Source organism: Staphylococcus sp. acrmy (assembly GCF_022690565.1).
Classification (GTDB): Bacteria; Bacillota; Bacilli; order Staphylococcales; family Staphylococcaceae; genus Staphylococcus; species Staphylococcus caledonicus.
This window is the reverse complement of sequence record NZ_JALCVE010000002.1, coordinates 287043-310863: the sequence shown is the minus strand read 5'-3', so window position 1 is coordinate 310863 and position 23821 is coordinate 287043. Positions and strand designations below refer to the sequence as shown.

Below are 23821 nucleotides of genomic sequence, written 5' to 3'. Positions count from 1 at the left end.
TAAAATGATTAAATTAATTATAAAAAGATTTTTGTTAATGATACCGTTGCTTTTTTTGATATCAATAGTTGTGTTTTCTTTAGCCATCATCCAACCGGGAGATCCATTCACGGGAAAGTATGATCCACGTGTAAAACAGGAAGCTATTGAAGCTCAAAAAGAAAAACTGGGGTTAAATGATTCAATACCTAAACAATATATACGTTGGATAGATAATGTTGCGCATGGAAATTTAGGAGAATCTATTAAATATAAAAGACCAGTAGGTGAATTAATTAGTGAACGCTTACCGAATACTATATTATTAGGGGCTGTTTCGCTAGTTATTACATATATTATTGCTTTTATTTTAGGAATTCTATCAGGAAGATACCCGTATACACTTGGAGATTATACGATCCAAATTTTTAACTATATTATGTTAGCAGTTCCGTCATTTATAGCTGGTGTATTCGCAATTTATATATTTGCTTTTCAGTTTCCAATATTCCCATTCCAAGGTTCTGTAGACATCAGTTTGGATGAAGGGACATTGGCTTATTATGTAAGTAAGTTGCATCATACATTATTACCAGCATTTACATTAGGGTTATTATCTACTGCAGGATATATACAATATTTAAGAAACGATATTATTGATAATTCTAGTAAAGATTATGTCTTAACAGCTAAAGCTAAAGGGTTATCACTTAATACAATATATAACAAACATATCCTTCGTAACTCATTAATACCTATAGTAACTTTTTTAGGGACAGATATCGTTAGTATTTTAGGGGGCGCTGTTATTACAGAAACCATTTTTTCTTACAATGGAATAGGTAAGCTATTTTTAGAATCGGTGACTGGACAAGATTATCCATTAATGATGGCACTTACATTATTCTTTTCATTCTTAGGGCTATTTGGCAATCTAATATCAGATATAACTTATAATTTTGTTGACCCTAGAATCCGTAGTAATTAATAAGGTAAATGAGGTTGAACATCATGAATGAACATAAAGTAAATAAACAAAAGCTATATTCTCCAACAAGAACAGCTTTTAAAAAGTTCTTTAAAAATAAAATTGCAATGGCATCATTACTATTTTTAATTATAGTTATTATTATCTCAGTTATAGCACCTTTAATTGCGCCTCTTCCTATAAATCAACAAGATTTATTGAATATAAAAGGAGATATCAGCGCTCATAATCTACTTGGTACAGATTCTGGTGGTAGAGATAATTTTAGTAGATTATTATTCGCTGGTAGGGTCTCATTAGCTATAGGCTTTACGTCAACAGTTGGTATGATTATTATCGGTGTAACTATAGGGGTAATTTCAGGTTATTTTGGAGTAATGGTTGATACGATATTAATGAGGGTTACTGAATTTGTAATGCTCTTCCCATTCCTTATCTTTGCTATCGTACTTAATGCGGCACTAGGTGATAAAATTAAAAACCCATATGGCTCAGCTATTATCTTAATCTTCGTGATTATTATTTTAAGTTGGGGCGGCGTAGCAAGATTGGTAAGAGGTAAAGTTTTACAGGAAAAAGAAAATGAATACTTCTTGGCGGCAAAATCAATCAGCACTCCAACGTATAAAATCATCCTTAAACATTTATTACCTAATATTCTTAGCGTCGTTATCGTTCAAGCAACGTTAACTTTTGCGGGTATGATTGTTGTTGAATCAGGATTAAGCTTTTTAGGTTTTGGGATAAGTAAATCGATTCCTTCTTGGGGGAATATGTTAAGTGATGCACAAGAAGGAGATATCATTAGTTCAAAACCTTGGATTTGGATGCCACCTGCATTAATGATTACGTTCACTATTTTAAGTATCAATTTTGTGGGTGAAGGGCTAAAAGATGCTTTTAATCCTAAAGGAAGAAAATAATAGAGAGATTTGGACATTAAAATATAACACTTTGGGGGAACCGGTAAACGATGTCTTAAAGTAGATTTTTCAGTAGGTGCCGTCAAGCATCAACAAACATGAAAAGAGCGACAACAGAAATCTGTGTGTTAAGTCAGATTTCTGTCATCGCTCTGTTTTTAGATTATCGTTTGCGACCTAAGCCCATTGCACGTTCCATTTTTTTCAATACTTTGAACGAAGCTTTTTGAGCTTTGTCACGACCATGGTCTAAAATATCATCTAATTTATCTGAATTATAGAATTCGTTATATTTCTCTTGGAAGTTTATTAAGAATTCTTTAACGATTTCGGATAAATCAGTTTTAAATTTACCGTAGCCTTCATTGGCATATTTTGACTCTAAGTCTTTGATAGATTCATTAGTTAAACTTGAGTAAATAGTTAATAAATTTGAAATTCCTGGTTTATTATCGCGGTCAAATTTGATGATGCCATCAGAATCTGTAACGGCACTTTTTATTTTTTTAGCTGCTACATTAGGTTCATCTAATAATGAAATAAAGTTTTTTTGGTTATCATCACTTTTACTCATTTTTTTAGTAGGGTCTTGTAAGCTCATTACACGACCACCTACTTTTGGCATGCGAATTTCTGGTTTAACTAAAATATCATTGTAACGACTATTAAATCGTTCAACTAAGTTGCGCGTAAGTTCTATATGTTGTTTTTGATCCTCACCAACTGGCACGATATTTGTATTATAAATGACAATATCTGCGGCCATTAGTGGGGGATATGTTAATAATCCTGCTGGAATACCGTCCGTACGTTTTTGTGCTTTATCTTTATATTGAGTCATACGTTCAAGTTCACCAACACTTGAAATCGTTGTGAGCATCCAACCAGCTTGAACGTGAGCAGGGACTTCAGATTGAATAAATAATGTTGATTTTTCTGGGTCAATACCAGAAGCTAAATAAATAGCTGCAAGTTGACGTATCTGCTTACGTAATTTGATTTTATCTTGTGGCACTGTAATTGCATGTTGATCAACTATACAGAAAAAACAGTCATAATCGTTTTGTACTTCTGCAAATTGTTTCAACGCACCAATATAGTTACCAATTGTAGGTATGCCACTTGGTTGAATTCCTGAAAATAATGTCTCCATATTAGATGCCTACTTTCTATAATTTAATTCATATTAACTTGATTATAACAGTATTTCTTTAAATTGTAAGTTATGTTAGTATATAAGTATACGTTAAGATTTGAGAGAGTAACATAGAGGAAATTAGAAATTTTTAAATTTCTCAGAAAAATTAGGATTTTCTCATTTAATTTTAATGTTTAACAAGTATACTTTCATTGTAAGGTTAAGAGGACTGAATAAATTATCATTTCTTAATCAATAAACTTATAAATAATGAACAATATTCTTTCAATAGGAGAGTGAGATGTATGGTAACATTATTTACTTCACCAAGTTGCACATCTTGCCGTAAAGCGAAAGCATGGTTACAAGAACATGACATTCCATATACGGAGCGTAACATTTTTTCTGAACATTTAACAATTGATGAAATTAAACAAATTTTAAAAATGACTGAAGACGGAACAGACGAAATTATTTCAACTCGTTCTAAAACATACCAAAAATTAAACGTAGATATCGATTCTTTACCATTACAAGATTTATATTCTATCATTCAAGATAACCCAGGCTTATTACGTCGTCCAATTATCTTAGATGAAAAACGTTTACAAGTTGGTTATAACGAAGATGAAATTAGACGTTTCTTACCAAGAAAAGTTCGTACATTCCAATTACAAGAAGCTCAACGTTTAGTTGACTAATTTTAAAATTTAATTAACGATAATAATATGAAACAGCACTAGTGATAGTGCTGTTTTTTGTAACTAAAAAAGGGAATATGTTAGTATTAGAGACGAATATGAAATAGTTAAATTTAATCAAACAAATAAATTGTAATTTACTCTACGTTCTAATACAATATGATTACTATTCATCGACTGTAAGGAGTGAGATGATATGAGAATAGAACGCGTTGATGATACTACTGTCAAATTATTTATAACTTATAGTGATATTGAAGCTAGAGGATTTAGCCGTGAAGATTTATGGACTAACCGTAAACGAGGAGAAGAATTCTTCTGGTCCATGATGGATGAAATTAACGAAGAAGAAGATTTCGTTGTTGAAGGGCCTCTATGGATACAAGTACACGCTTTCGAAAAAGGCGTGGAAGTCACAATTTCTAAATCTAAAAATGAAGAAGCAATGAATATGTCAGATGAAGATGCTAATGAACAATTTGAAGAACAAGTAAATGAATTATTAGCTAACACACTTGAAAATGACGAAAGCATTGAAGACTTATTCGAGCAACGCGCTCAACAAAAGCAACAACAAAAATCTGAACAACAACAACCTAAACAACGTGCAAGTTTAAGAAATGTCATTGTTAAATTTGATGATTTAGAACAAGTTATTAATTATGCTTATCACAATAATCAAGTTACAGATGAATTTGAAGACTTATTATATATGAACGATTCTAATTATTACTATGCAGTACATTTTGATGATTCAGTTAGTCAAGAAGCGATAAATGATAGCTATAGTCAAATGCTTGAATTTGCTTATCCTACTGATAAAACTGAAGTATATCTTAATGATTATGCGAAGATTATCATGAGTCATAATGTTACTTCTCAAGTACGTCGTTATTTCTCAGATTCAATTGAATAATAATAGACTCTCTACCAAAGTAGTTGTATGCTACTTTGGTTTTTTATATTTTAAAAGTAAAATCCTCAGTGCTCACGTTTATATATATGAGGTGAGGATATGCTTGCAGCAATTAATCAATCTGGAGAGCGCATTGAAGCTCATCGTGCATTAAAAAATGAGAATTATATTTGTCCTTATTGCAAGACTGAAGTTATTTTGAGAAAAGGTGTGAAAGTAGTACCTCATTTTGCGCATAAATATAATATCCATCGTCTATGTGCAAAAGGTGAAACAGATCAACATTATTATGTTAAATACTGTATTGCTAACCATCTTAAACAATCTGGCTATAAAGTAGAAATTGAACCTTTTTGTCCGGAAATAAAGCAATATCCTGATGTATTAGTAAATTCTAAACATGTGATTGAAGTTCAATTTTCAAGAATAAATTATAGAGAAATTAAAGCACGGTCTGAAGGTTTTAAGCAATTGCATATGTCAGTTATATGGATTATTGAAGATTGTCGCTATATTAAAGGCACATTATTTCTAAATACCTTCCAAGCATACTTTATCAATCCTATGACACGGATCCTCTATACATGGAGTGACCAAAAGCAATCCATAATCAAATATTATGAAATTCAACATATAGGAGGGAAGCGGTTCTATGCAAAAAGAACTATATGCGATATTAATCATCTATTCGATAATAAAGCCTCCGTTTACCCTCATATTTATAAACTAACTAATCGACAAGTATCGCACTATATTCATCAATGCAGACGTAAAGATTCTGTATTAGAACCTACTTTAAGTGCGATGTATCAATTACGTTTATCTGATGAAGAGACGTGTGCTAACTTTGGTTATATCTTCCCGGAACAGCTATATATCGAGACACATCCAATGCAATGGCAATTGCAACTCGCTTTACTAATCCAACAAAAGGCTGATCTCCAATATCAATTTAAAAATCTAATAAGACTTCGCAAATTTTACATAGATTATCTCTCTCAAGAAGAAATTACAATCCGACTAATCAATAAATTTATAAATAAAATATATAATAGTTAAAACGTGCAATATAGAGTGATTAATGAGAAAATTATAGCATTAGGTAACATAGGAGGTTTACAAATGACACAACAATTAACAAGAGAAGAACAGGAACGTAAATATCCAAATAACACATGGGATTTAACAACTATCTTCGAAAGCGATGAGGCTTTTGAAACAGCCTTAAAAGAAGTTGAAAATTATATCGGCGAAGAAGAAAAATTCAAAGGTCATCTAGGGGATAGTTCTGAAACGCTATATAAAGCTTTAGCGTTAGAAGATGAAATTGGTACTAAATTAGAACAAGTGTATGTATACGCTCATTTAAAACAAGACCAAGATACATCAAATGATAAATATACAGGCTTTGAATCTCGTGCTCATCAACTCATCATTAAAATTAGTTCAGCATGGAGTTTCTTAGTACCAGAAATCTTACAAATTGATGAAGACAAATTACAATCATTCATTAAAGAAAATGATGACTTAAAACGTTACGAATTTGATTTAAAACTAATCAATGAAAAACGTCCTCACATTCTAAATTCCGAACAAGAAAAATTATTAACTGAAGCTCAAGGAGCCTTAACTACACCAGAAAATGTATACGGTATGTTTAGTAATGCAGACTTAGAATTTGATGATGCCATTGATAAAGATGGTGAAAAACATCCATTAACACAAGGCACATTTATTAAATATCTTGAATCTGATGATCGCGAGTTACGTCAATCTGCTTATAACAACGTATATAAAGGCTATGGGGCATACAATAATACTTTAGGTGCAACTTTAGCAGGTGAAGTTAAAAAGAATGTCTTTAATGCGAGAACACATAATTATAAAACAGCGCGTGAACGTGCATTAAGTAATAATCATATTCCAGAAGCAGTTTACGATAATCTTGTTAAAACAGTTCATAAATATTTACCATTATTACACAGATATACAGAACTACGTAAAGAACTTTTAGGTATCCAAGATTTAAAAATGTATGATCTTTATACGCCACTAGTTAAAGACGTTAAATTTGAAATGCCATATGAAGAGGCTAAAGATTGGATGTTAAAAGCGTTAGAGCCAATGGGTGAAGAATATCTAGAGGTTATTAAAGTAGGCTTGAACAATCGTTGGGTCGATGTTTATGAAAATAAAGGCAAACGTTCAGGTGCTTATTCATCAGGTGCCCATTTAACTAACCCATTCATTTTATTAAACTGGTCAGATACAGTATCTGATTTATATACGTTAGTACATGAGTTTGGTCATTCAGCGCATAGTTACTTTAGCCGTAAACACCAACCGTCAAATTCAAGTGATTATTCAATCTTTGTAGCAGAAGTTGCATCAACATGTAATGAAGCTTTATTAAGTGATTATATGGATAAACATTTAGATGACGAACGTCGCTTATTATTATTAAACCAAGAATTAGAACGCTTTAGAGCAACATTATTCCGTCAAACTATGTTCGCTGAATTTGAACATACAATCCACCATATTGAAGAATCTGGCGAGCCACTTACTGCTACACGTATGAATGAAGAGTATGCGAAATTAAATAAACAATACTTTGGCGATGTAGTGGAAACTGATGAAAATATTAGTAAAGAGTGGTCACGTATTCCTCATTTCTATATGAATTATTATGTTTACCAATATGCGACAGGTTATAGTGCGGCACAAAGTTTAAGTCATCAAATCTTAACTGAAGGTAAACCAGCTGTCGAAAGATATATTAATGAATTCTTGAAAAAAGGTAGTTCAAATTATCCAATTGAAATACTTAAAAATGCTGGTGTAGATATGACTACACCTGAACCAATTGAACAAGCTTGCGAAGTCTTTGAACAAAAATTAGATGCATTTGAAAAGCTTATGAAAGCTTAATATGACTGTATCCGTTTACAATATGTCAAGTTTGTGACAATTTAAAATTTAGGGGGCTTTAATATTGAAACACCCATTTGAGCGTGTTATATTATGAGCATGAAATTAATCACATAACAAACATACCCCTTTGTTTGAAGTGAAAAATTTCTCCCATCCCCTTTGTTTAGCGTCGTGTAAGCAGACACGGCGTTTTTTTATGTTCAATTTTCCTTTTAATAATTTTCCCAACTTAGAAATATTTGATTACCTTTTTTGAATGTTACTACCTTAATAACTAATTTAGTCACTTTCACCATAAATCTATATTCTTTCTTGAAAATAATTTTTTTAATATAAAAGTTTGTTATTATAAAAATAGTACGACAATAAATTATTTTAATGTAAAGGAGTATAGTGATGAAAAAATTAGTTTTATTAGGAACTATTATTTGTCTGTCATTAATTTTGGTTGCATGTGGTAATTCTGGAAAACAAAAAGAACCTTCAGAAGAAAGTAAGTCGGCAAATAAATATGAATATGTTTATTATGAAGTCTTAAATGATGGTGATTCTGATACGCCTAATGTCGAAATTAAATATAAAGATAAAAAAGATAAAATGCATGTTGAACGTACAAGTTTAGATAAAGTATATGAACACATTTTAGATGACGGAAATGAAAAACCATACATAGTTAAAGATGGAAAAAAAGTACACATATATAGACCACCATATATGACATACGGTGAGGATGAAGTTGAGGGAGAAGCGGTATCGAAAGAAAAGGTTACTAAATAGGGTGGTGAGTATCTAATGAAATCATTCATAATAAAGTTTAGTGGAGCTTTAGTAATTAGCTTGTTATTATCGTTTGGAGTGATGGTTCATCAATTAGATGCAGCGACTTCTAGTGGAGGATCGTCGAGTAGCTCGTCTTCTTCAAGTTCTAGTTCCTCATCAAGTAGCTCATCGTCAGCGGCTAGAAGTTCTACATCATCAAGCTCTTCTATGAGTCGTTCAAGTGCGGCCAATGCGTCACGTTCAGCTAGACAATCTAGTCAACGTGCAGCTGAACAAGCTGCTAAGGCCAATGGAATGATGTCGAAGGCTAAACTTTCTTCAAAACAACGTGCACAATCTGCTAGTAAAATGAATAGTAGTACTCAATCATTACTGAGCCCAAGAAGAAAGTACAGTTCTAGTTCATCATCGTCAGCACAATTTTTATCTACTGGCTTTTATAATAATTGGTTGTTTTATTATGCTATTTTGAATCAAGGACAGAATAATAAACGTAGTAGTGTTAACTACCAACTTAATATGTTGAAACAACAAATGAAACATAACGAAGAATTATATACTGTGACGGTTAAGACGAAGCAAGGTAAGCGAGTAATTGTTTTACCTAAAAAAGAATACGACAAAATTCAAAAAGGTGATAAAGTAAAAATCAAGAACGGCGTCGTTCAATCATCATAATTTGTAAATACGAGACTAAGACATTAATAAATGATGATTATGAAAAAATCGCTTCTCGTAATCTTCATAGCTACCTAGATATAAAAAAGCCAACCAGTGCAATCGCATTGGTTGGCTCTTTAAAATTCATATTTTAGGCATTTTAGATTGCCAAAAATTTCCTTCTGGATATTGAAGTTTTTCGATTTTTTGTTGTAATGCTAATTTTTTAAGTTCTTTATTAAGTAACTTTTCAGGCCATTCATAGATGGTTAAAAGTTCTTCCATAGTTACCAATTGTTTCTTTTGAATATATTTTTCTAACTTAGGTGGAAGATTCTTTTCGATTGGTGTGCCCATTAGCTCATTAATAATATAAGTATAAATGTGATAAGGGTATAACCCTTCAACTTTTAATCCTTCTTCGTGAACATCTTCACTAAAGAAGACGAGAGAAGGGGATTGTTCAATTTCCATTTCGCGTGCAATATGCAAATCTATTTTTAAACTCTCAGTTAATTTATTTTTTTGTAGATCATCTTTGAATACATCATAGTCTAAACCAGCATTTTTAATACAATCGCAAATCATATTTTCCGTGACTATGTCTCTTTTAGGAATAATTTCATTTTGCATTAAATGTATAAAGCGTTCTGCTCTAAGTCTTCCTTGTAGTTCTGCCGCTTTATAGGCTAAAGCGATATTGTCAAAGTCTGATGTACTTTGAGCTTGGCATTTTGTTAGAACTTTTAAAGAAGGGTTTAGAATATGTCTAATGCGAATATATTGATTATATTCAATTCTCAATTTCGAGATAATCGCTGATAATTTAAAACAATCTGTATTAAAGGGATCGAAAAATGAATAAATTTCAATTTTATTTACAGGTGACAGATTAACATCTTCACGACTTTTATTGTCTACGATTTTCAGTTCTTCAGCCATGTTTTACTCACCTTCAATTATATTTAGGAATTTACCATATGGTTTGCAGTTAGACGCAATCTTTCATATAAATAATCTCCAACACCAGCAGGGAATTGCGCTTCAGTTATTGCTATATGCATATTTTCTAACCATGCATCTCGTTCGTAAGGTGTTATTTTAAATTCCATATGTCTCTTTTTTAACATTGGATGCCCATGTTCTTGTGTATATAGATTTGGTCCCCCAAGAAATTGAGTTAGAAACTGTTTCTGCTTTCTACTCGTTTCAGCAAAATCTCCAGGAAATAAATGATTGATGCGGTCGTCTTTTTCAACTAGTGAATAGAAGTGGTCAATCATGTTATATAGGGCTGTTTCACCTATTACTTCGTATGGCGTTTTAGACATAATATCACCAATTTCCATTAATATATATCTAATATAACATGAATTTTTACATTTAAAAGTAAAATGACTTTTAGCGATATAAAGCGAATTATTTAGAAATTAAAGATTTGTAATCGAAGAAACGTTGAACTTTATTTTTCGGAGTTTCATGCTTAAGTTGAAATTTCTCGAGTAAGCGTTCGAACTTTTCTAAGCCTTGATCATAATCTTGAACTTCAAATTCTAATTCATAGTCAGTTTTATCAAAGTATTCACTTTTATCGAGTACGAGTAATTCATTTTCATAATTAGTTTCCATACGAATTGTCGTTAACACCCCGAGTATGTTCAATTCATTCTCCTCAATGCCATAGCTATCTAAGATATGTTTAATATCTGATGGTAGACTAGCTTTTGAGACAGTTGCACCCATTTCAGGTATTAAATTCACCATATGATTATATTCAGTTAAACCCACTTTTGCGGGTACTTTTAATGTCATTTCGTAGGTCTCGTTTTTTACTCGTATTCTTAACGCTGATTTATGATTGCGTAATTTGAAATCAGGCGTATCAATGTAATAGTTGATTTGTGAAAAAGGTTCTTCATGTTCAAAATAAGTAGTTTTGACTTTTTCATAAGTAAGTGCATCTAATAATTGTTTAAATTCAATTTCATTATTTGTAGCCATCGTTCCACCTCAATGCCTAAGATTCATAAGTGTTGTATTAATTATGACGGACATTTTCAAAAAATAAAAGTAATAAACTAGCCAGTAATTAAAAATCTGAGTAAGACGATATAAATTAAGCTAAAAGTTGATTATATAGAGAGCAAAAGTTAATATTTTTAAGGTAAAACAATACGAGTTGAAGTGCAATTCAGACGTGTGTTACAAGGATAAATTATGTTAAACTAGTAGGGAATAATAAGGAGGAACAAGCATGCGTATTTATGTAAATGAAATTAAAATTAAAGACGATGGCATTTATTGCTACTCAGAGGATCCAACAGATGGATTAGAAGAAGTAGGGCAAATGCTTGTTGACAGCGATAATTATGGATTTGCCTACTTACTAGATGATGGACAATCCTATTCTTATTTGATTTTTGTTCAAGAAACATGGTCGATGTTACATGAGAATAGAGGTAAAAAGATTATCGTTAATGATGAGTTAGAATTAGAACATTTCCAAGAAGAGTTAGATTATATCTTGGATAACGTTGAAGGAAATAATAACTATGGTAAGGAGTTTGTTTCAACTGTTGAAGAAATTTTCGAACTAAAGTGAAGCGGAGTGAAACACTATGAATCAGTGGGATCAATTTTTAACACCGTATAAACAAGCTGTTGATGAATTAAAGGTAAAGCTAAAAGGTTTGCGTAAGCAATATGAAGTTGGAGAACATGCATCGCCCATTGAATTTGTTACTGGCCGTGTAAAACCAATTACAAGTATTATTGATAAAGCAAATAAAAGGGGAATACCCTTTGATCGACTGCGAGAAGAGATGTATGACATCGCTGGTTTAAGAATGATGTGTCAGTTCGTAGATGATATTGATGTAGTTGTAACGATGTTACGTCAACGTCAAGACTTTAAAGTAGTGGAAGAACGAGATTATATTAGCAATACGAAACAAAGTGGATATCGTTCATATCATGTGATTATTGAATATCCAATTGAAACGTTAAATGGTCAAAAGTCAATTTTAGCAGAAATTCAAATTCGTACGTTAGCGATGAATTTCTGGGCAACTATTGAACATACGTTAAGATATAAATATGATGGGGATTATCCTGCTGAAATTCAGCATCGTCTAGAACGAGCTGCAGAAGCAGCGTATTTATTAGATGAAGAAATGTCTGAGATTAAAGAAGAAATTCAAGAAGCACAAAAATATTATTCCCAAAAACGAGCGAAAAAACATGACTAATGAGGTGTAGACGATGCGTTATACTATCTTGTCTAAAGGTGATTCAAAGTCGAATGCGTTAAAACATAAGATGATTAATCACATGAAAGACTTCCATATGGTTGAGGATGCTGAAAATCCTGAAATTGTAATATCTGTAGGTGGGGATGGAACGTTATTACAAGCTTTCCATCAATATAGTCATATGTTATCGCAAGTGGCTTTTGTGGGGATACATACAGGTCATTTAGGGTTTTATGCAGACTGGCTACCTCATGAGGTTGAAAAGTTAATCATTGAAATCAATAACTCTGAATTCCAGGTGATTGAATATCCATTATTGGAAATCATAGTCAGATATAATAACAATGGCTATGAAACGAGATATTTAGCTTTAAATGAAGCAACAATGAAAACTGAGAACGGTTCAACATTAGTTGTGGATGTCGGTATCAGAGGTAAACACTTTGAACGTTTTAGAGGAGATGGATTATGCATTTCTACGCCATCAGGATCAACGGCGTACAATAAAGCATTGGGCGGCGCATTGATTCATCCTTCGCTTGAAGCGATGCAAATAGCTGAAATAGCATCTATTAATAATAGAGTGTTTAGAACGGTAGGGTCGCCCCTTGTGTTACCTAAACATCATACATGTTTAATTACGCCAGTTAATCATGATACGATTCGCACGACGATTGACCACGTCAGTCTTAAACATAAAAATGTTAATGCTATACAATTTAGAGTGGCAAATGAGAAAGTGCGTTTTGCGAGATTTAGACCTTTCCCATTTTGGAAAAGGGTGCACGACTCATTTATCGAAAGTGATGACGAACGATGAAATTTGTATATCCCATTCATCAAGAGGAAACACTTAAGTTGTTTTTACAACGTCATAATTACTCTAAGAAAACAGTTAGCGCCATTAAACGTAATGGCGCTTTAATTATTAATGAGAAGCCTGTTACAGTACGAAAGTTGATGCATCCTGGCGATCAATTAACTATAGATTTACCACAAGAGGAGCCTAGTGCTTATCTCATTCCTTCAAATAAGAAGATTGATATTCTGTATGAAGATGCCTATTTAATTGTGGTTTCAAAGCCAATTAAATTAAATAGCACACCTTCAAGAGAGCATCCTCATGATAGTTTAATTGAACGCGTGCTATATTATTTGAATGAAAGTCTTATTTCAAATGAGACAGTAGTTCCACATATTGTGACACGGTTAGATCGCAATACGAGAGGGATAGTTATTTTCTCCAAGCATGGTCATATTCACCATTTAATGTCTACATTAGAGATAGACAAACGCTATATGTGTGTATGCTTTGGTCGGACTCAAGAAGAAGGTATGATTGAAGCGCCGATTGCTAGAGAGGACCATAGTATTATTACTCGCAAAGTTGCTAGCTCGGGAAAATATGCGAAAACAGGCTATAAAACAGTGAAAGCTAATCAGAATGCTAGTTTATGTGAAGTGAAATTATATACTGGGAGAACGCATCAAATACGGGTACATTTTAGCCATATTGGCCACGCTTTAGTGGGAGATGACTTATATCATGGATATCATCCTAAAATACATACGCAATCTTTACAATGTTATAAAGTGAGATTTAAACATCCCATATATAATAAAGAAATTGAGATAGCGATGGATTATAAACAACTCGAAGCTATATACAACCAATTATAAAACTTAGATTTGGAGGTGCGTCATATGCCATCATTAGAAACAGAGAACAATGATACAAATACTCATGAAGTATACAATCAAAGCTTATTAGATGACTTCTTAGCTAAAGCTGATATTGATCAATTTAGAGAAGAATTTCTAGAAATGCACGAGTATGAACAAAGCGAGTATTTCGAAGATACTACAGATGAGAATAGACAAAAGATATTTGAATTTTTATCACCCGAAGAAGTAGGAGAATTCTTTGAACAATTAGAAATTGATGACGATGAATACGAATCGTTATTTGATACAATGAATGCCCATTATGCAAGTAAAGTCTTAGAAGGCATGTCTTCCGATAATGCAGTAGATATTTTAAATGAATTATCAAAATCAAAAGTAGCAAGTTTACTGACATTAATGAATCGAGAAGATGCCAACGAAATTAAAGATTTGCTACATTACGAAGAAGATACTGCCGGTGGTATTATGACTACCGAATATATCTCGCTAGATGTAGCGACGCCGGTTAAAGAAGCATTGATGTTAGTTAAAGAACAAGCGCCAGATGCTGAAACCATCTATGTTATCTTTGCTACAAATTCAGATGGACAACTTGTAGGTGTTCTATCACTAAGAGATTTAATTGTTGCTGAAAATGATGCCTATATAGAAGACGTGATGAGCGAACGTGTCATTAGCGTTAATGTGGCAGATGACCAAGAAGATGTAGCACAAAAAATGAGAGATTACGACTTTATTGCTATGCCAGTTGTAGATTATCAACAACATCTATTAGGTATCATAACAATCGATGATATCTTAGACGTTATGGATGAAGAGGCAAGCGAGGACTACTCTCGTTTAGCCGGAGTCTCAGACATTGACTCAACTAATGATTCTGTAGTAAAAACAGCTACAAAACGTTTACCGTGGTTGATTATTTTAACATTTTTAGGAATGATAACAGCAACGATATTAGGTAGCTTTGAAGCGACATTATCAAAAGTGGCGTTGTTAGCTGCATTTATTCCTATTATTAGTGGGATGTCTGGTAATTCAGGAACACAATCACTAGCCGTTTCAGTACGTAATATTTCTACTGGTGAAATTGATGAACAAAGTAAATTTAAAGTCGCACTAAGAGAAGCGGGCAGTGGTTTATTATCAGGATTAGTATGTGCTACAGTACTGTTTATTATTATTGTAGTTATTTATCGACAACCGTTCCTCGCACTAATTGTAGGTGGTAGTTTAACGATTGCAATGACTGTAGGTACATTAGTCGGTTCAATGATTCCACTATTTATGAATAAATTAAATATCGACCCAGCCGTTGCCAGTGGTCCATTTATCACGACAATTAATGATATCGTAAGTATGTTAATTTATTTCGGATTAGCAACAACATTTATGACGTATTTAACATAGGGGGACAAAATGGAATTCTTTTCTCTAGTAATCGTAGTTGTCGCAGCTTTTTTAACACCAATCATTATTAATCGATTAAACATTACATTTTTACCAGTTGTAGTGGCCGAAATTTTAATGGGGATTCTTATAGGACAATCCTTTTTAAATCTTGTAGAAAAAGATAGCATGTTAAGCATACTTTCTACACTTGGATTTATCTTTTTAATGTTTTTAAGTGGTCTTGAAATCGATTTTAGTACATTTAAAAAAGATACACGTCGACGTCAAGGTCAGAATAAACATGAGAAAGATTTACCAAGCCATCTTAATTTAGCGTTAATTGTCTTTGCTTTAATTATGGTTATCTCAATAATATTTGCCTTCATGTTTAAATGGTTAGGATTAGTGGATAACGTCTTGCTTATGGTAATTATTATTTCTACGATTTCGCTAGGGGTAGTAGTGCCAACGCTTAAAGAAATGAATATCATGCGTACAACCATTGGACAGTTTATCCTACTTGTTGCTGTACTAGCAGATTTGGTAACAATGGTACTATTAACTATCTATGGTGGAATTAATGGTCATAGTGGTAATTCCGTATGGTTATCTGCCATTCTATTAGTCTTTACAGGAATATTCTATGTCCTTGGCGTATTATTTAAACGTATGAAATTTTTACAACGTTTAATAGGTGGGACTACTCAAATAGGTATAAGAGCTATCTTTGCGCTCATCATTCTATTAGTAGCACTTGCTGAAGGCGTAGGCGCTGAATATATTTTAGGTGCTTTTCTAGCTGGTGTAGTTGTGTCACTTCTAAAACCAGATGAGGAATTAATACATACGCTTGATTCATTCGGTTATGGTTTCTTTATTCCAATCTTCTTTATTATGGTAGGGGTAGATTTAAATATTCCTTCATTAATTAAAGAACCATCACTATTAATTATTATTCCAATCTTGATTTTAGCTTTTATTATTTCAAAATTAGTACCAGTACTATTAATAAGACGCTGGTTTGATACTAAAACTACCATCGCTTCAGCATTCTTGTTAACGTCAACATTATCATTGGTCATTGCCGCGGCTAAAATTGCAGAACAATTAAAGGCGATTTCAGCTGAGATGTCAGGTATTTTTATTTTAAGTGCGATTATTACATGTGTGTTTGTACCGATCATTTTCAAAAAGATGTTTCCAATTCCAGATGAAGCTAATCACAAAATAGATATTGCCTTAATCGGTAAAAACCAACTTACTATTCCTATTGTGCAGAATCTTACTTCTCACTTGTATAATGTAACGCTCTATTATCGTAAAGATTTATCTGATAATCGTAGTTTGTCAGACAACATTACGGTAGTGGAAATTCCAGATTACGAGGAAAGTCTGCTAGAACGATTAGGACTCTTTAACCAAGATATTGTAGTATGTTCTACTAATGATGATAGTTTAAATAGTAAAGTAGCGAAGTTAGCAAAAGAGCATGAAGTTAATCGAGTGATTTGTCGACTTGAAAATAGTAATGAAGACGACAAAATGAAATTTGATGGCATAGAGGTGTTTAGTGACTTTATTAGTAATAAAATCTTCTTAAAAGGATTAATTGAAACACCTAACATGTTAAATATCTTAAGTAATGTAGAAACTTCGTTGTACGAAATTGAAATGTTGAACTATAAATATGAAAACATACAATTACGTAATTTCCCATTTGGTGGAGACGTTATCTTTGTACGTATTATTAGAAATAACGAATCAATCGTACCTCACGGGGACACACAACTTAGATATAAAGACCGTTTGATTGTAACTGGATCAAAAGAGTATGTAGACGAATTAAAATCAGAACTTGAATTTTATTATTAAACATGAGTAAAAGTCGAGTAGTAGAAAACAAAGAATCATCATGTTGCTAGATATTAATATTACTTTATAAATCTTTCGCAACAATGGTAAAATAAATACATTAGATTAATCTTTATTGTCGGGGACAATAAGTTTAAGATATTAAAGAAAAGAATCACTATAAGGAGATATGTCGCATGTTAAATCTTGAAAACAAAACCTTCGTTATTATGGGTATTGCCAATAAACGTAGTATCGGTTTCGGCGTTGCTAAAGTATTAGACCAATTAGGTGCGAAGTTAGTATTTACTTACCGTAAAGATCGTAGCCGTAAAGAATTGGAGAAATTATTAGAACAATTAAATCAAAATGATCCTAAATTATATCAAATTGATGTTCAAAAAGATGAGGATGTTATCAATGGCTTCGCTAAAATTGGTGAAGAAGTAGGAAATATTGATGGTGTTTACCATTCTATCGCTTTTGCTAATATTGAAGATTTACGTGGTCGTTTCTCAGAAACTTCACGTGAAGGCTTCTTATTAGCCCAAGACATTAGCTCATATTCATTAACAATTGTGGCTCATGAAGCTAAAAAAATCATGCCTAATGGCGGTAGCATCGTTGCTACAACATACTTAGGTGGCGAATTCGCCGTTCAAAACTACAATGTAATGGGTGTAGCTAAAGCTAGTCTAGAAGCTAACGTTAAGTACTTAGCTTATGATTTAGGTCCAGACAATATTCGCGTAAATGCGATTTCTGCTGGTCCAATTCGTACACTAAGTGCAAAAGGTGTAGGCGGCTTCAATACAATTCTTAAAGAAATTGAAGAACGTGCACCATTAAGACGTAATGTAGACCAAGAAGAAGTAGGTAAAACTGCTGCATACTTATTAAGTGACTTCTCAAGTGGTGTAACTGGTGAAAATATCCACGTTGACAGTGGTTTCCACGCTATTAAATAATTAAAGACTTAAGGGATTATATCTATTCCCCAAAATTAAAGGCACAAAGGTGATTTCAACTAGAAATCATCTTTGTGCCTTTTTTAAATATAATAAAAGTATTCGATTGGGACACCGTTTATCGATTTACCAAAATACAAACTATTAATATCACAGTTTTAATAAAATATTATCAATCTTTAACGTCGCTATTTGCTTTATCAATTATACGTTGACGATATTTAAAGACATTGCTTGCAATTGTTTTAAGAACTGCATATAACGGTACAGCGACTAAAATAAGCGTAAAGCCACCTAAATCTCCAGCCGCTAAGATAACAACAATAATAGTAAGTGGGTGAATACTTAAAGATTTACCCATAACATTTGGTGTAATCACGTTACCTTCAAGTTGTTGCGCTATTAATGTGACCACACAGACCCAAATAAATGTTGACGGGCCATCAATGATACCAAGAATTGCAGCAGGGGCGAATGATAACCAAGGACCTAAGAAAGGAATTAAGTTTGCTACCCCAGCAAATAGTACTAATAAAGGCGTGTAAGGTAAACCGATAATTGTATATCCAATGTATAAGATAATACCTAGAATCACACTCACTGTTACTTGCCCTTGAATATATGATTTTAAAGTAAAGTTTAAATCTTTTAATAAATCAACTACAAATACTTTACGTTCACCTTTGAAAAATTTAGCGATAGCTGGAATAAATCTTTCGTGGTCTTTTAACATATAAATTAAAAAGAACGGTACCATAATTAATAAGAAAATCGTAGAAATTAATGATGTAATATAAGTAAATGAATTAGCTAAAATACCAGTCAAACTATCACCGAATGATTTGACAGTTGAATTGATGCGGTTAGTGACATCACTTGGTAATTTATCCATTTGTGTTAATGAAAAGTTTACTATACGTTCTGCTTCACGTTGTAATGACGGTGTAGCTTTAATTAAGCTATTAACGTTTGAAATAATAATTGGTGCGATAAATGCTACCACAATAGCAATAATTGCTGCTAAACCAATAAAGATTGTTGTAATACTAGCCCAACGTGGGAAGCCCCATTTTTCTAAAATAGTTTGGAATGGTAAGCAGATATAAAATAAAAATCCACTAATTAAAAATGGAAGAAGCACTGAGGCAATAATTGTTGCAATAGGGGCAAAGACACTTTGTACTTCCATAAATAATTTTATAAGTACAAACAGGATGATCAATGCAATGCCCGTTCGAAACCATACTTTATTAAGCATAAGCTTACGTCCTCCTAAGATAATCAATTGTTCATTATTTAATAAGTATATATCAAATAAGATATGTTAAAAAGTAAAAGTTTACTTACTAAAGTGATATTTGATGTTATTAGAACATTTAAAAGTCGTCTTTAACTTGATACAATTAGATTATTATTACTAGGGGGCCTCATCCAAATGTCGAATTTTAAAGCGGTTAAAATTAATAAACATATTTTACATAGTCATATTTTAGAAAGAGATGTCACGCTATCCATTTATTTACCAGAAGACTATTCTGACCTATTTAAGTATCAAGTAATCATTTGTTTTGATGGTCTAGATTTTTTACGTTTCGGTAGAATTCAACGTGAATATGAACGTTTAAGAAGAAATGATGAAATTCAACGTGCTATTATTGTTGGTTTCCATTATGAAGACGTTGATAAACGAAGAGAAGAGTTTCATCCTCAAGGGAGTCGCTCACATAAAACAATTCAAGCAGTAGGCAAAGAATTGCTACGATTTATTGATAACACTTTCCCAACTTACAAAGTAGGCAATGCGCGTATTTTAATAGGGGATAGTTTAGCAGGAAGTATTGCATTTCTAACAGCACTCACGTATCCCACTATCTTTAGCCAAGTTGCAATGCTTAGTCCGCATTCTGACGATACTGTGCTTAAAAGAGTAAATCATTGCCTACAATATAGAGAATTAACCATTTGGCATGCCATTGGTAAAGAGGAAGAAGATTTTAAACTACCGACAACTGGTGAACCTGCTGATTTCTTAACACCTAATAGAGCACTTGCAGATTTAATCCAACAAAAAGATATGACATATAGTTATCAAGAATTTGATGGTGGCCATAATTGGAAATCTTGGAAACCATTATTAGCAGATATTTTAAAATATTTTTTAAGCGAAGAAATTTCCTCTCCTAATAACGAAGTTTAATGTATTACTATTTTTTGTTGAAAAGGGTATAGATAAGTAATACACGAGTATAAAAGTAGTCTAATGATAGGTCTACTCGCAATATTCGTTTAATAATTGTAAACCTTTTCAAAAAATTTAACTAACCAATAACGTAAAATTTAGAATTTTGCTATAATGGTAGTATGTTAAACAAAGGAGGAATTTCAATGAATATAGGATTAGCATTAATTCCGTCAAAATCATTCCAAGACGAAGTGAATGGATATCGTAAACGTTATGATACTGAATATGCACGTATCATGCCACACATCACGATTAAATCTCACTTCGAAATTAATGATGATGAGTTAGATTCAGTAAAACAAGAAATAGAAAAACGTTTAAAAGGCGTTGAACCTGTAGAAGTTCACGCTACAAAAGCTTCAAGCTTTAAACCTATAAACAATGTTATTTATTTTAAAGTGGCTAAAACTGATGATTTAGAACAACTTTTCAATAAATTCAACACTGATGATTTCTATGGTAAAGCTGAACATCCTTTTGTACCACACTTCACAATTGCTCAAGGTTTAACAAGCCAAGAATTTGAAGATATTTATGGTCAAGTGGAATTAGCAGGGGTAGATCATAAAGAAAAAATCGAAGAATTATCATTATTACGTTATGATGAAGGCGAAGACAAATGGAAAGTCATTGATACTTTCAACTTAGCGTAAAGTTTAATTATATGAAACAAAAGAAGCGTCTGGGACATAAATCCCAAAACAATAGCGTAGAAGTGGTTCATGTTTGAATCACCTCTACGCTTCTATTTTTATCAATACTTTGTATTGTTTGGCGAAGCTTTCCCAGGGAGATGGGTCGAGCCACGGTCTCGACGCTCATCCTATTCCCTCGGGAGTCTCGCCAACAATACTACATCATATACGTTTAATTTTTTTAAATTTTTACAGTAGTTGTCCAAAAACGAAGATACATCCAATCTGTACTTTCTTCATTTCTAATCGAGGGAACGACGAAATCTTAGAAATTTCATTAGCTTTCTGTCGCTACTCTCTTTAATTTATGAAGAATGTTTTGTTTTTTTATTATTTTTAATAAAATATAAGCCGTAGAAAATGGCTAATACTAAAAAGATAAATGCTGAAAAGTAGAAAGTATTATTCAAGCCATTTGTTAGTTGGGCAATGAGTCCACCAAATAGTGGGCCTATCATAGAGCCAAAACCTTGAACGCTATTAAATACGCCCCAAGTTTCTTCTTGTTCAACAGGATTAATTTGTCCAGCCATAAAAGTATTCCAAGCAGGTAATAAAATACCATACATTAGACCGATAAATACTGCGATGCCCCATACAACAAAAATATTAGTTACAAGAGATAGAGCAAAAATGAAAGCAGTAAATAGGATGAAACCGACAAAGATGATACCGTACATAAAGCCCGTACTATTTTTATCGATAATTTTAGATAAAAATAGCATTGAAACTGCACAACCTAATCCGCCAATTGCAATAGCCACTGTATATTCAATCGTACTTACACCAACAACTTTAGTAGCGTATGTAGGTAGTATTGGCAATAGCGCTGAGATAGAAGCCCCTTGCAATAAAATACCAGGGAATAACACTATATGACGTTTCATAACTTCGACGATTTGTCCAAGTTGTTCGCTCACAGGTTTAGTATTATAATTCGTTAATTTAACGTCGACGAAGTAATATAATACCCAAGCAATGACAACGACTAGTGACATCATAAAAGCAAAATGCGTAGGGTGTAATTTAACTAACACATTCATAAATGCCCATCCGACGAGCAAACCTAATAACCATGCAAAATAGACATAGCCCATTTGCTTACCACGTTGGTCTTCTTCGACGCTTGATAACATAATAACCCAAATAGGACTGACCGCAATTCCTAACATAATCGCACTTAATATAATTACTATAGCATTTGCAGGAAACCAAATAACTAGGAATAAACTAAGAAATGCTAGTAAAAATCCAAGTGTTAATACTAACTTTGTACCGAATTTTTTTAATAAGAAACCGATGACAAAATTTGTAGCTGCATCGGAGATAAAGTGTATAGATAATGCTGCAGAAGTGACTGCTACTGCTATTGAAGTTACGGTAGGTAAATAGTTAATATAACTTAGAACATACATACCTCTCGCAAATTCCATTAAGAATAGAATAACAAGCATTATCTTGAAGTTTTTACTAATTCCCTTACTATTTAACGAAGAACTTGGCATATAATGGAACCTTTCCGTAAATTTCCTGTTGTTGTGAAGAACTATCCAGGATATTTAATAAATCGGTACATAATCGATAGGTTGAATAATCAACTTTTTCTTCTGACATTTTGTTAGACATTGCTTTCAGTTTATCTTCATGATTCGTTAAATCAGAAACAATTTCAATTGCTTCTTCTGGCGTATCTGCAATTTTGCCATAAGCTTTATCTTGGAAATAAAGCGCATTTTCAAGTTCTTGTCCTGGCGCAGGATTCAAGAAAATCATTGGAATACTACGAGTTAAACCTTCAGAAATAGTAATTCCACCAGGTTTAGTAATCATTAATTGACATGAAGCCATCCATTCATTCATATGTTGTGTATAACCTAGGATTAATACATTATCATATGACTTAAATTGCGTTTCCAAACTTTGTTTTAATGATTTACTACGTCCACAAATCATAACAATTTGAGAATGTGGGCTTTTCTCAAGAATCGTCTTAATCATATAGTCGAAACCTTTAGATACACCAAATGCGCCAGCTACCATTAAAATTGTAGGTTTATCAGGATCTAAATGGTGTTGAGTTAACCAGGCTTTATTATCAATATCCTCTTCAAACTTATCGGCAATAGGAATACCTGTCACTTTAATGTCAGAAGCAGGTACACCCGCCTCCACAAAATCAGCTTTAGTATCTTCTGTCGCTACATAATATCTATGAGAATTAGGAGTGATCCAGTTCTTCTGTAAACGATAGTCTGTCATTACTGTAGCAATAGGTATACGAATATTGAATTGTTCAGTTAAAACCGACATAACCGGCGTAGGGAAGGTTAGTAAGATTAAGTCCGGCTTTTCTTTTAATAGTAAATTGATTAGTTTATTCAAACCATAATATTTATAAAAACATTTGTCTAAATCATCTGGGCGACTATAGTAAAAATTTTTATACATATTTCTAAAGTATTTAAAGCTATTGATATACCATTTTTTACATATAGAAGTTAAGATTGGATGTGCTTCCATAAATAAGTCATGCTCAATAACTGATAAATGAGTTAAATTCATTTCATTAAGTTGGTTAACAACGCTTTGCGTTACCTGTAAATGGCCATTACCAAATGAGCCGGTAATAATCAATATCTTTTTATTTTGAGTAACCATTAATAGTCACCCTCCATTAATTTAAATTTAATATATATAAAATAACGTCGTTTAAGTTTAAT

Annotated in this window: 24 protein-coding genes; 17 read left to right on the top strand and 7 right to left on the bottom strand. The window is 32.5% G+C overall.

Going from position 1 to position 23821, the window contains the following annotated elements:
* Window positions 1–4 precede the first annotated feature (4 nt).
* Both opp4B and opp4C read left to right on the top strand, forming a co-directional pair.
* Window positions 5–967, top strand: a complete 963-nt coding sequence (opp4B, locus tag FH144_RS03255) for an oligopeptide ABC transporter permease (RefSeq protein WP_242313627.1) — start codon at window positions 5–7, stop codon at window positions 965–967.
* 23 nt (window positions 968–990) lie between these two features.
* Window positions 991–1890 carry an oligopeptide ABC transporter permease gene (opp4C, locus tag FH144_RS03250; protein ID WP_242313626.1) on the top strand — a complete coding sequence of 300 codons (900 nt, stop codon included), beginning with the start codon at window positions 991–993 and terminating at the stop codon, window positions 1888–1890.
* 163 nt (window positions 1891–2053) lie between these two features.
* On the opposite strand, the gene trpS is transcribed toward opp4C, so the two are convergent.
* A complete protein-coding gene (trpS, locus tag FH144_RS03245) occupies window positions 2054–3043 on the bottom strand; it encodes a tryptophan--tRNA ligase (RefSeq protein WP_107508623.1) in 990 nt (329 codons plus the stop codon).
* A 290-nt stretch (window positions 3044–3333) separates the two neighbouring features.
* Between trpS and spxA the strand changes: the two genes are divergently transcribed.
* The 6 genes from spxA (at window position 3334) to FH144_RS03215 (ending at window position 9037) form a co-directional block, all read left to right on the top strand.
* Window positions 3334–3729 (top strand): transcriptional regulator SpxA, encoded by a 396-nt coding sequence (gene spxA, locus FH144_RS03240; protein ID WP_103166349.1) that lies wholly within the window; start codon window positions 3334–3336, stop codon window positions 3727–3729.
* Window positions 3730–3925: 196 nt separating this feature from the next.
* On the top strand, window positions 3926–4645 hold the full coding sequence (gene mecA / locus FH144_RS03235) for an adaptor protein MecA (protein WP_107508622.1): 720 nt from the start codon (window positions 3926–3928) through the stop codon (window positions 4643–4645).
* Window positions 4646–4744: 99 nt separating this feature from the next.
* A complete protein-coding gene (locus FH144_RS03230; protein ID WP_242313625.1) occupies window positions 4745–5704 on the top strand; it encodes a competence protein CoiA in 960 nt (319 codons plus the stop codon).
* Window positions 5705–5767: 63 nt separating this feature from the next.
* On the top strand, window positions 5768–7576 hold the full coding sequence (pepF, locus tag FH144_RS03225; RefSeq protein WP_242313624.1) for an oligoendopeptidase F: 1809 nt from the start codon (window positions 5768–5770) through the stop codon (window positions 7574–7576).
* Between the two features lie 399 nt (window positions 7577–7975).
* Window positions 7976–8356 (top strand): hypothetical protein, encoded by a 381-nt coding sequence (locus FH144_RS03220; protein ID WP_242313623.1) that lies wholly within the window; start codon window positions 7976–7978, stop codon window positions 8354–8356.
* 15 nt (window positions 8357–8371) lie between these two features.
* Window positions 8372–9037, top strand: coding sequence for a hypothetical protein (locus tag FH144_RS03215; protein ID WP_242313622.1), 666 nt, complete (start codon window positions 8372–8374; stop codon window positions 9035–9037).
* Window positions 9038–9163: 126 nt separating this feature from the next.
* Here FH144_RS03215 and yjbH read toward each other — a convergent pair whose 3' ends face one another.
* The 3 genes from yjbH to FH144_RS03200 all read right to left on the bottom strand — a co-directional run bounded on the left by yjbH (window position 9164) and on the right by FH144_RS03200 (window position 11020).
* Window positions 9164–9961, bottom strand: a complete 798-nt coding sequence (yjbH, locus tag FH144_RS03210) for a protease adaptor protein YjbH (protein ID WP_107506959.1) — start codon at window positions 9959–9961, stop codon at window positions 9164–9166.
* A gap of 23 nt (window positions 9962–9984) precedes the next feature.
* Window positions 9985–10350, bottom strand: coding sequence for a truncated hemoglobin YjbI (locus FH144_RS03205; RefSeq protein WP_119526475.1), 366 nt, complete (start codon window positions 10348–10350; stop codon window positions 9985–9987).
* Window positions 10351–10438: 88 nt separating this feature from the next.
* Entirely contained in the window at window positions 10439–11020 is a 582-nt protein-coding gene (locus tag FH144_RS03200; RefSeq protein ID WP_242313621.1) for a CYTH domain-containing protein, read from the bottom strand.
* Window positions 11021–11273: 253 nt separating this feature from the next.
* Here FH144_RS03200 and FH144_RS03195 point away from each other — a divergent pair, with 253 nt between their 5' ends.
* From FH144_RS03195 to fabI, 7 genes are all read left to right on the top strand, one after another.
* Window positions 11274–11621, top strand: coding sequence for a UPF0738 family protein (locus FH144_RS03195; RefSeq protein ID WP_107506956.1), 348 nt, complete (start codon window positions 11274–11276; stop codon window positions 11619–11621).
* A gap of 16 nt (window positions 11622–11637) precedes the next feature.
* Window positions 11638–12267, top strand: coding sequence for a GTP diphosphokinase (gene yjbM / locus FH144_RS03190; protein WP_103166814.1), 630 nt, complete (start codon window positions 11638–11640; stop codon window positions 12265–12267).
* Between the two features lie 13 nt (window positions 12268–12280).
* Window positions 12281–13090 (top strand): NAD kinase, encoded by an 810-nt coding sequence (locus tag FH144_RS03185; RefSeq protein ID WP_103166815.1) that lies wholly within the window; start codon window positions 12281–12283, stop codon window positions 13088–13090.
* Complete coding sequence (locus tag FH144_RS03180) at window positions 13087–13950, top strand: RluA family pseudouridine synthase (protein ID WP_242313620.1); 864 nt, start codon at window positions 13087–13089, stop codon at window positions 13948–13950. Before FH144_RS03185 ends, FH144_RS03180 begins: the two co-directional genes overlap by 4 nt.
* A gap of 24 nt (window positions 13951–13974) precedes the next feature.
* On the top strand, window positions 13975–15363 hold the full coding sequence (gene mgtE / locus FH144_RS03175; protein WP_242313619.1) for a magnesium transporter: 1389 nt from the start codon (window positions 13975–13977) through the stop codon (window positions 15361–15363).
* 9 nt (window positions 15364–15372) lie between these two features.
* Window positions 15373–17217: a monovalent cation:proton antiporter family protein gene (locus tag FH144_RS03170; protein ID WP_242313618.1), complete on the top strand. Its 1845-nt coding sequence runs from the start codon at window positions 15373–15375 to the stop codon at window positions 17215–17217.
* A 176-nt stretch (window positions 17218–17393) separates the two neighbouring features.
* A complete protein-coding gene (gene fabI, locus FH144_RS03165; RefSeq protein ID WP_242313617.1) occupies window positions 17394–18164 on the top strand; it encodes an enoyl-ACP reductase FabI in 771 nt (256 codons plus the stop codon).
* 172 nt (window positions 18165–18336) lie between these two features.
* Here the strand turns inward: fabI and cozEa are convergent, their stop codons facing one another.
* Window positions 18337–19422: a lipoteichoic acid biosynthesis protein CozEa gene (gene cozEa, locus FH144_RS03160; RefSeq protein WP_107506951.1), complete on the bottom strand. Its 1086-nt coding sequence runs from the start codon at window positions 19420–19422 to the stop codon at window positions 18337–18339.
* A gap of 177 nt (window positions 19423–19599) precedes the next feature.
* On the opposite strand from cozEa, the gene FH144_RS03155 reads away from it, so the two are divergent.
* Window positions 19600–20361: an esterase family protein gene (locus tag FH144_RS03155; RefSeq protein WP_242313616.1), complete on the top strand. Its 762-nt coding sequence runs from the start codon at window positions 19600–19602 to the stop codon at window positions 20359–20361.
* A 188-nt stretch (window positions 20362–20549) separates the two neighbouring features.
* Window positions 20550–21059: a YjcG family protein gene (locus FH144_RS03150; protein WP_107506949.1), complete on the top strand. Its 510-nt coding sequence runs from the start codon at window positions 20550–20552 to the stop codon at window positions 21057–21059.
* A 347-nt stretch (window positions 21060–21406) separates the two neighbouring features.
* On the opposite strand, the gene ltaA is transcribed toward FH144_RS03150, so the two are convergent.
* Complete coding sequence (gene ltaA / locus FH144_RS03145; RefSeq protein ID WP_242313615.1) at window positions 21407–22606, bottom strand: lipoteichoic acid biosynthesis MFS flippase LtaA; 1200 nt, start codon at window positions 22604–22606, stop codon at window positions 21407–21409.
* Window positions 22584–23759, bottom strand: a complete 1176-nt coding sequence (locus tag FH144_RS03140) for a diglucosyl diacylglycerol synthase (protein WP_242313614.1) — start codon at window positions 23757–23759, stop codon at window positions 22584–22586. Before FH144_RS03140 ends, ltaA begins: the two co-directional genes overlap by 23 nt.
* Window positions 23760–23821: the final 62 nt, after the last annotated feature.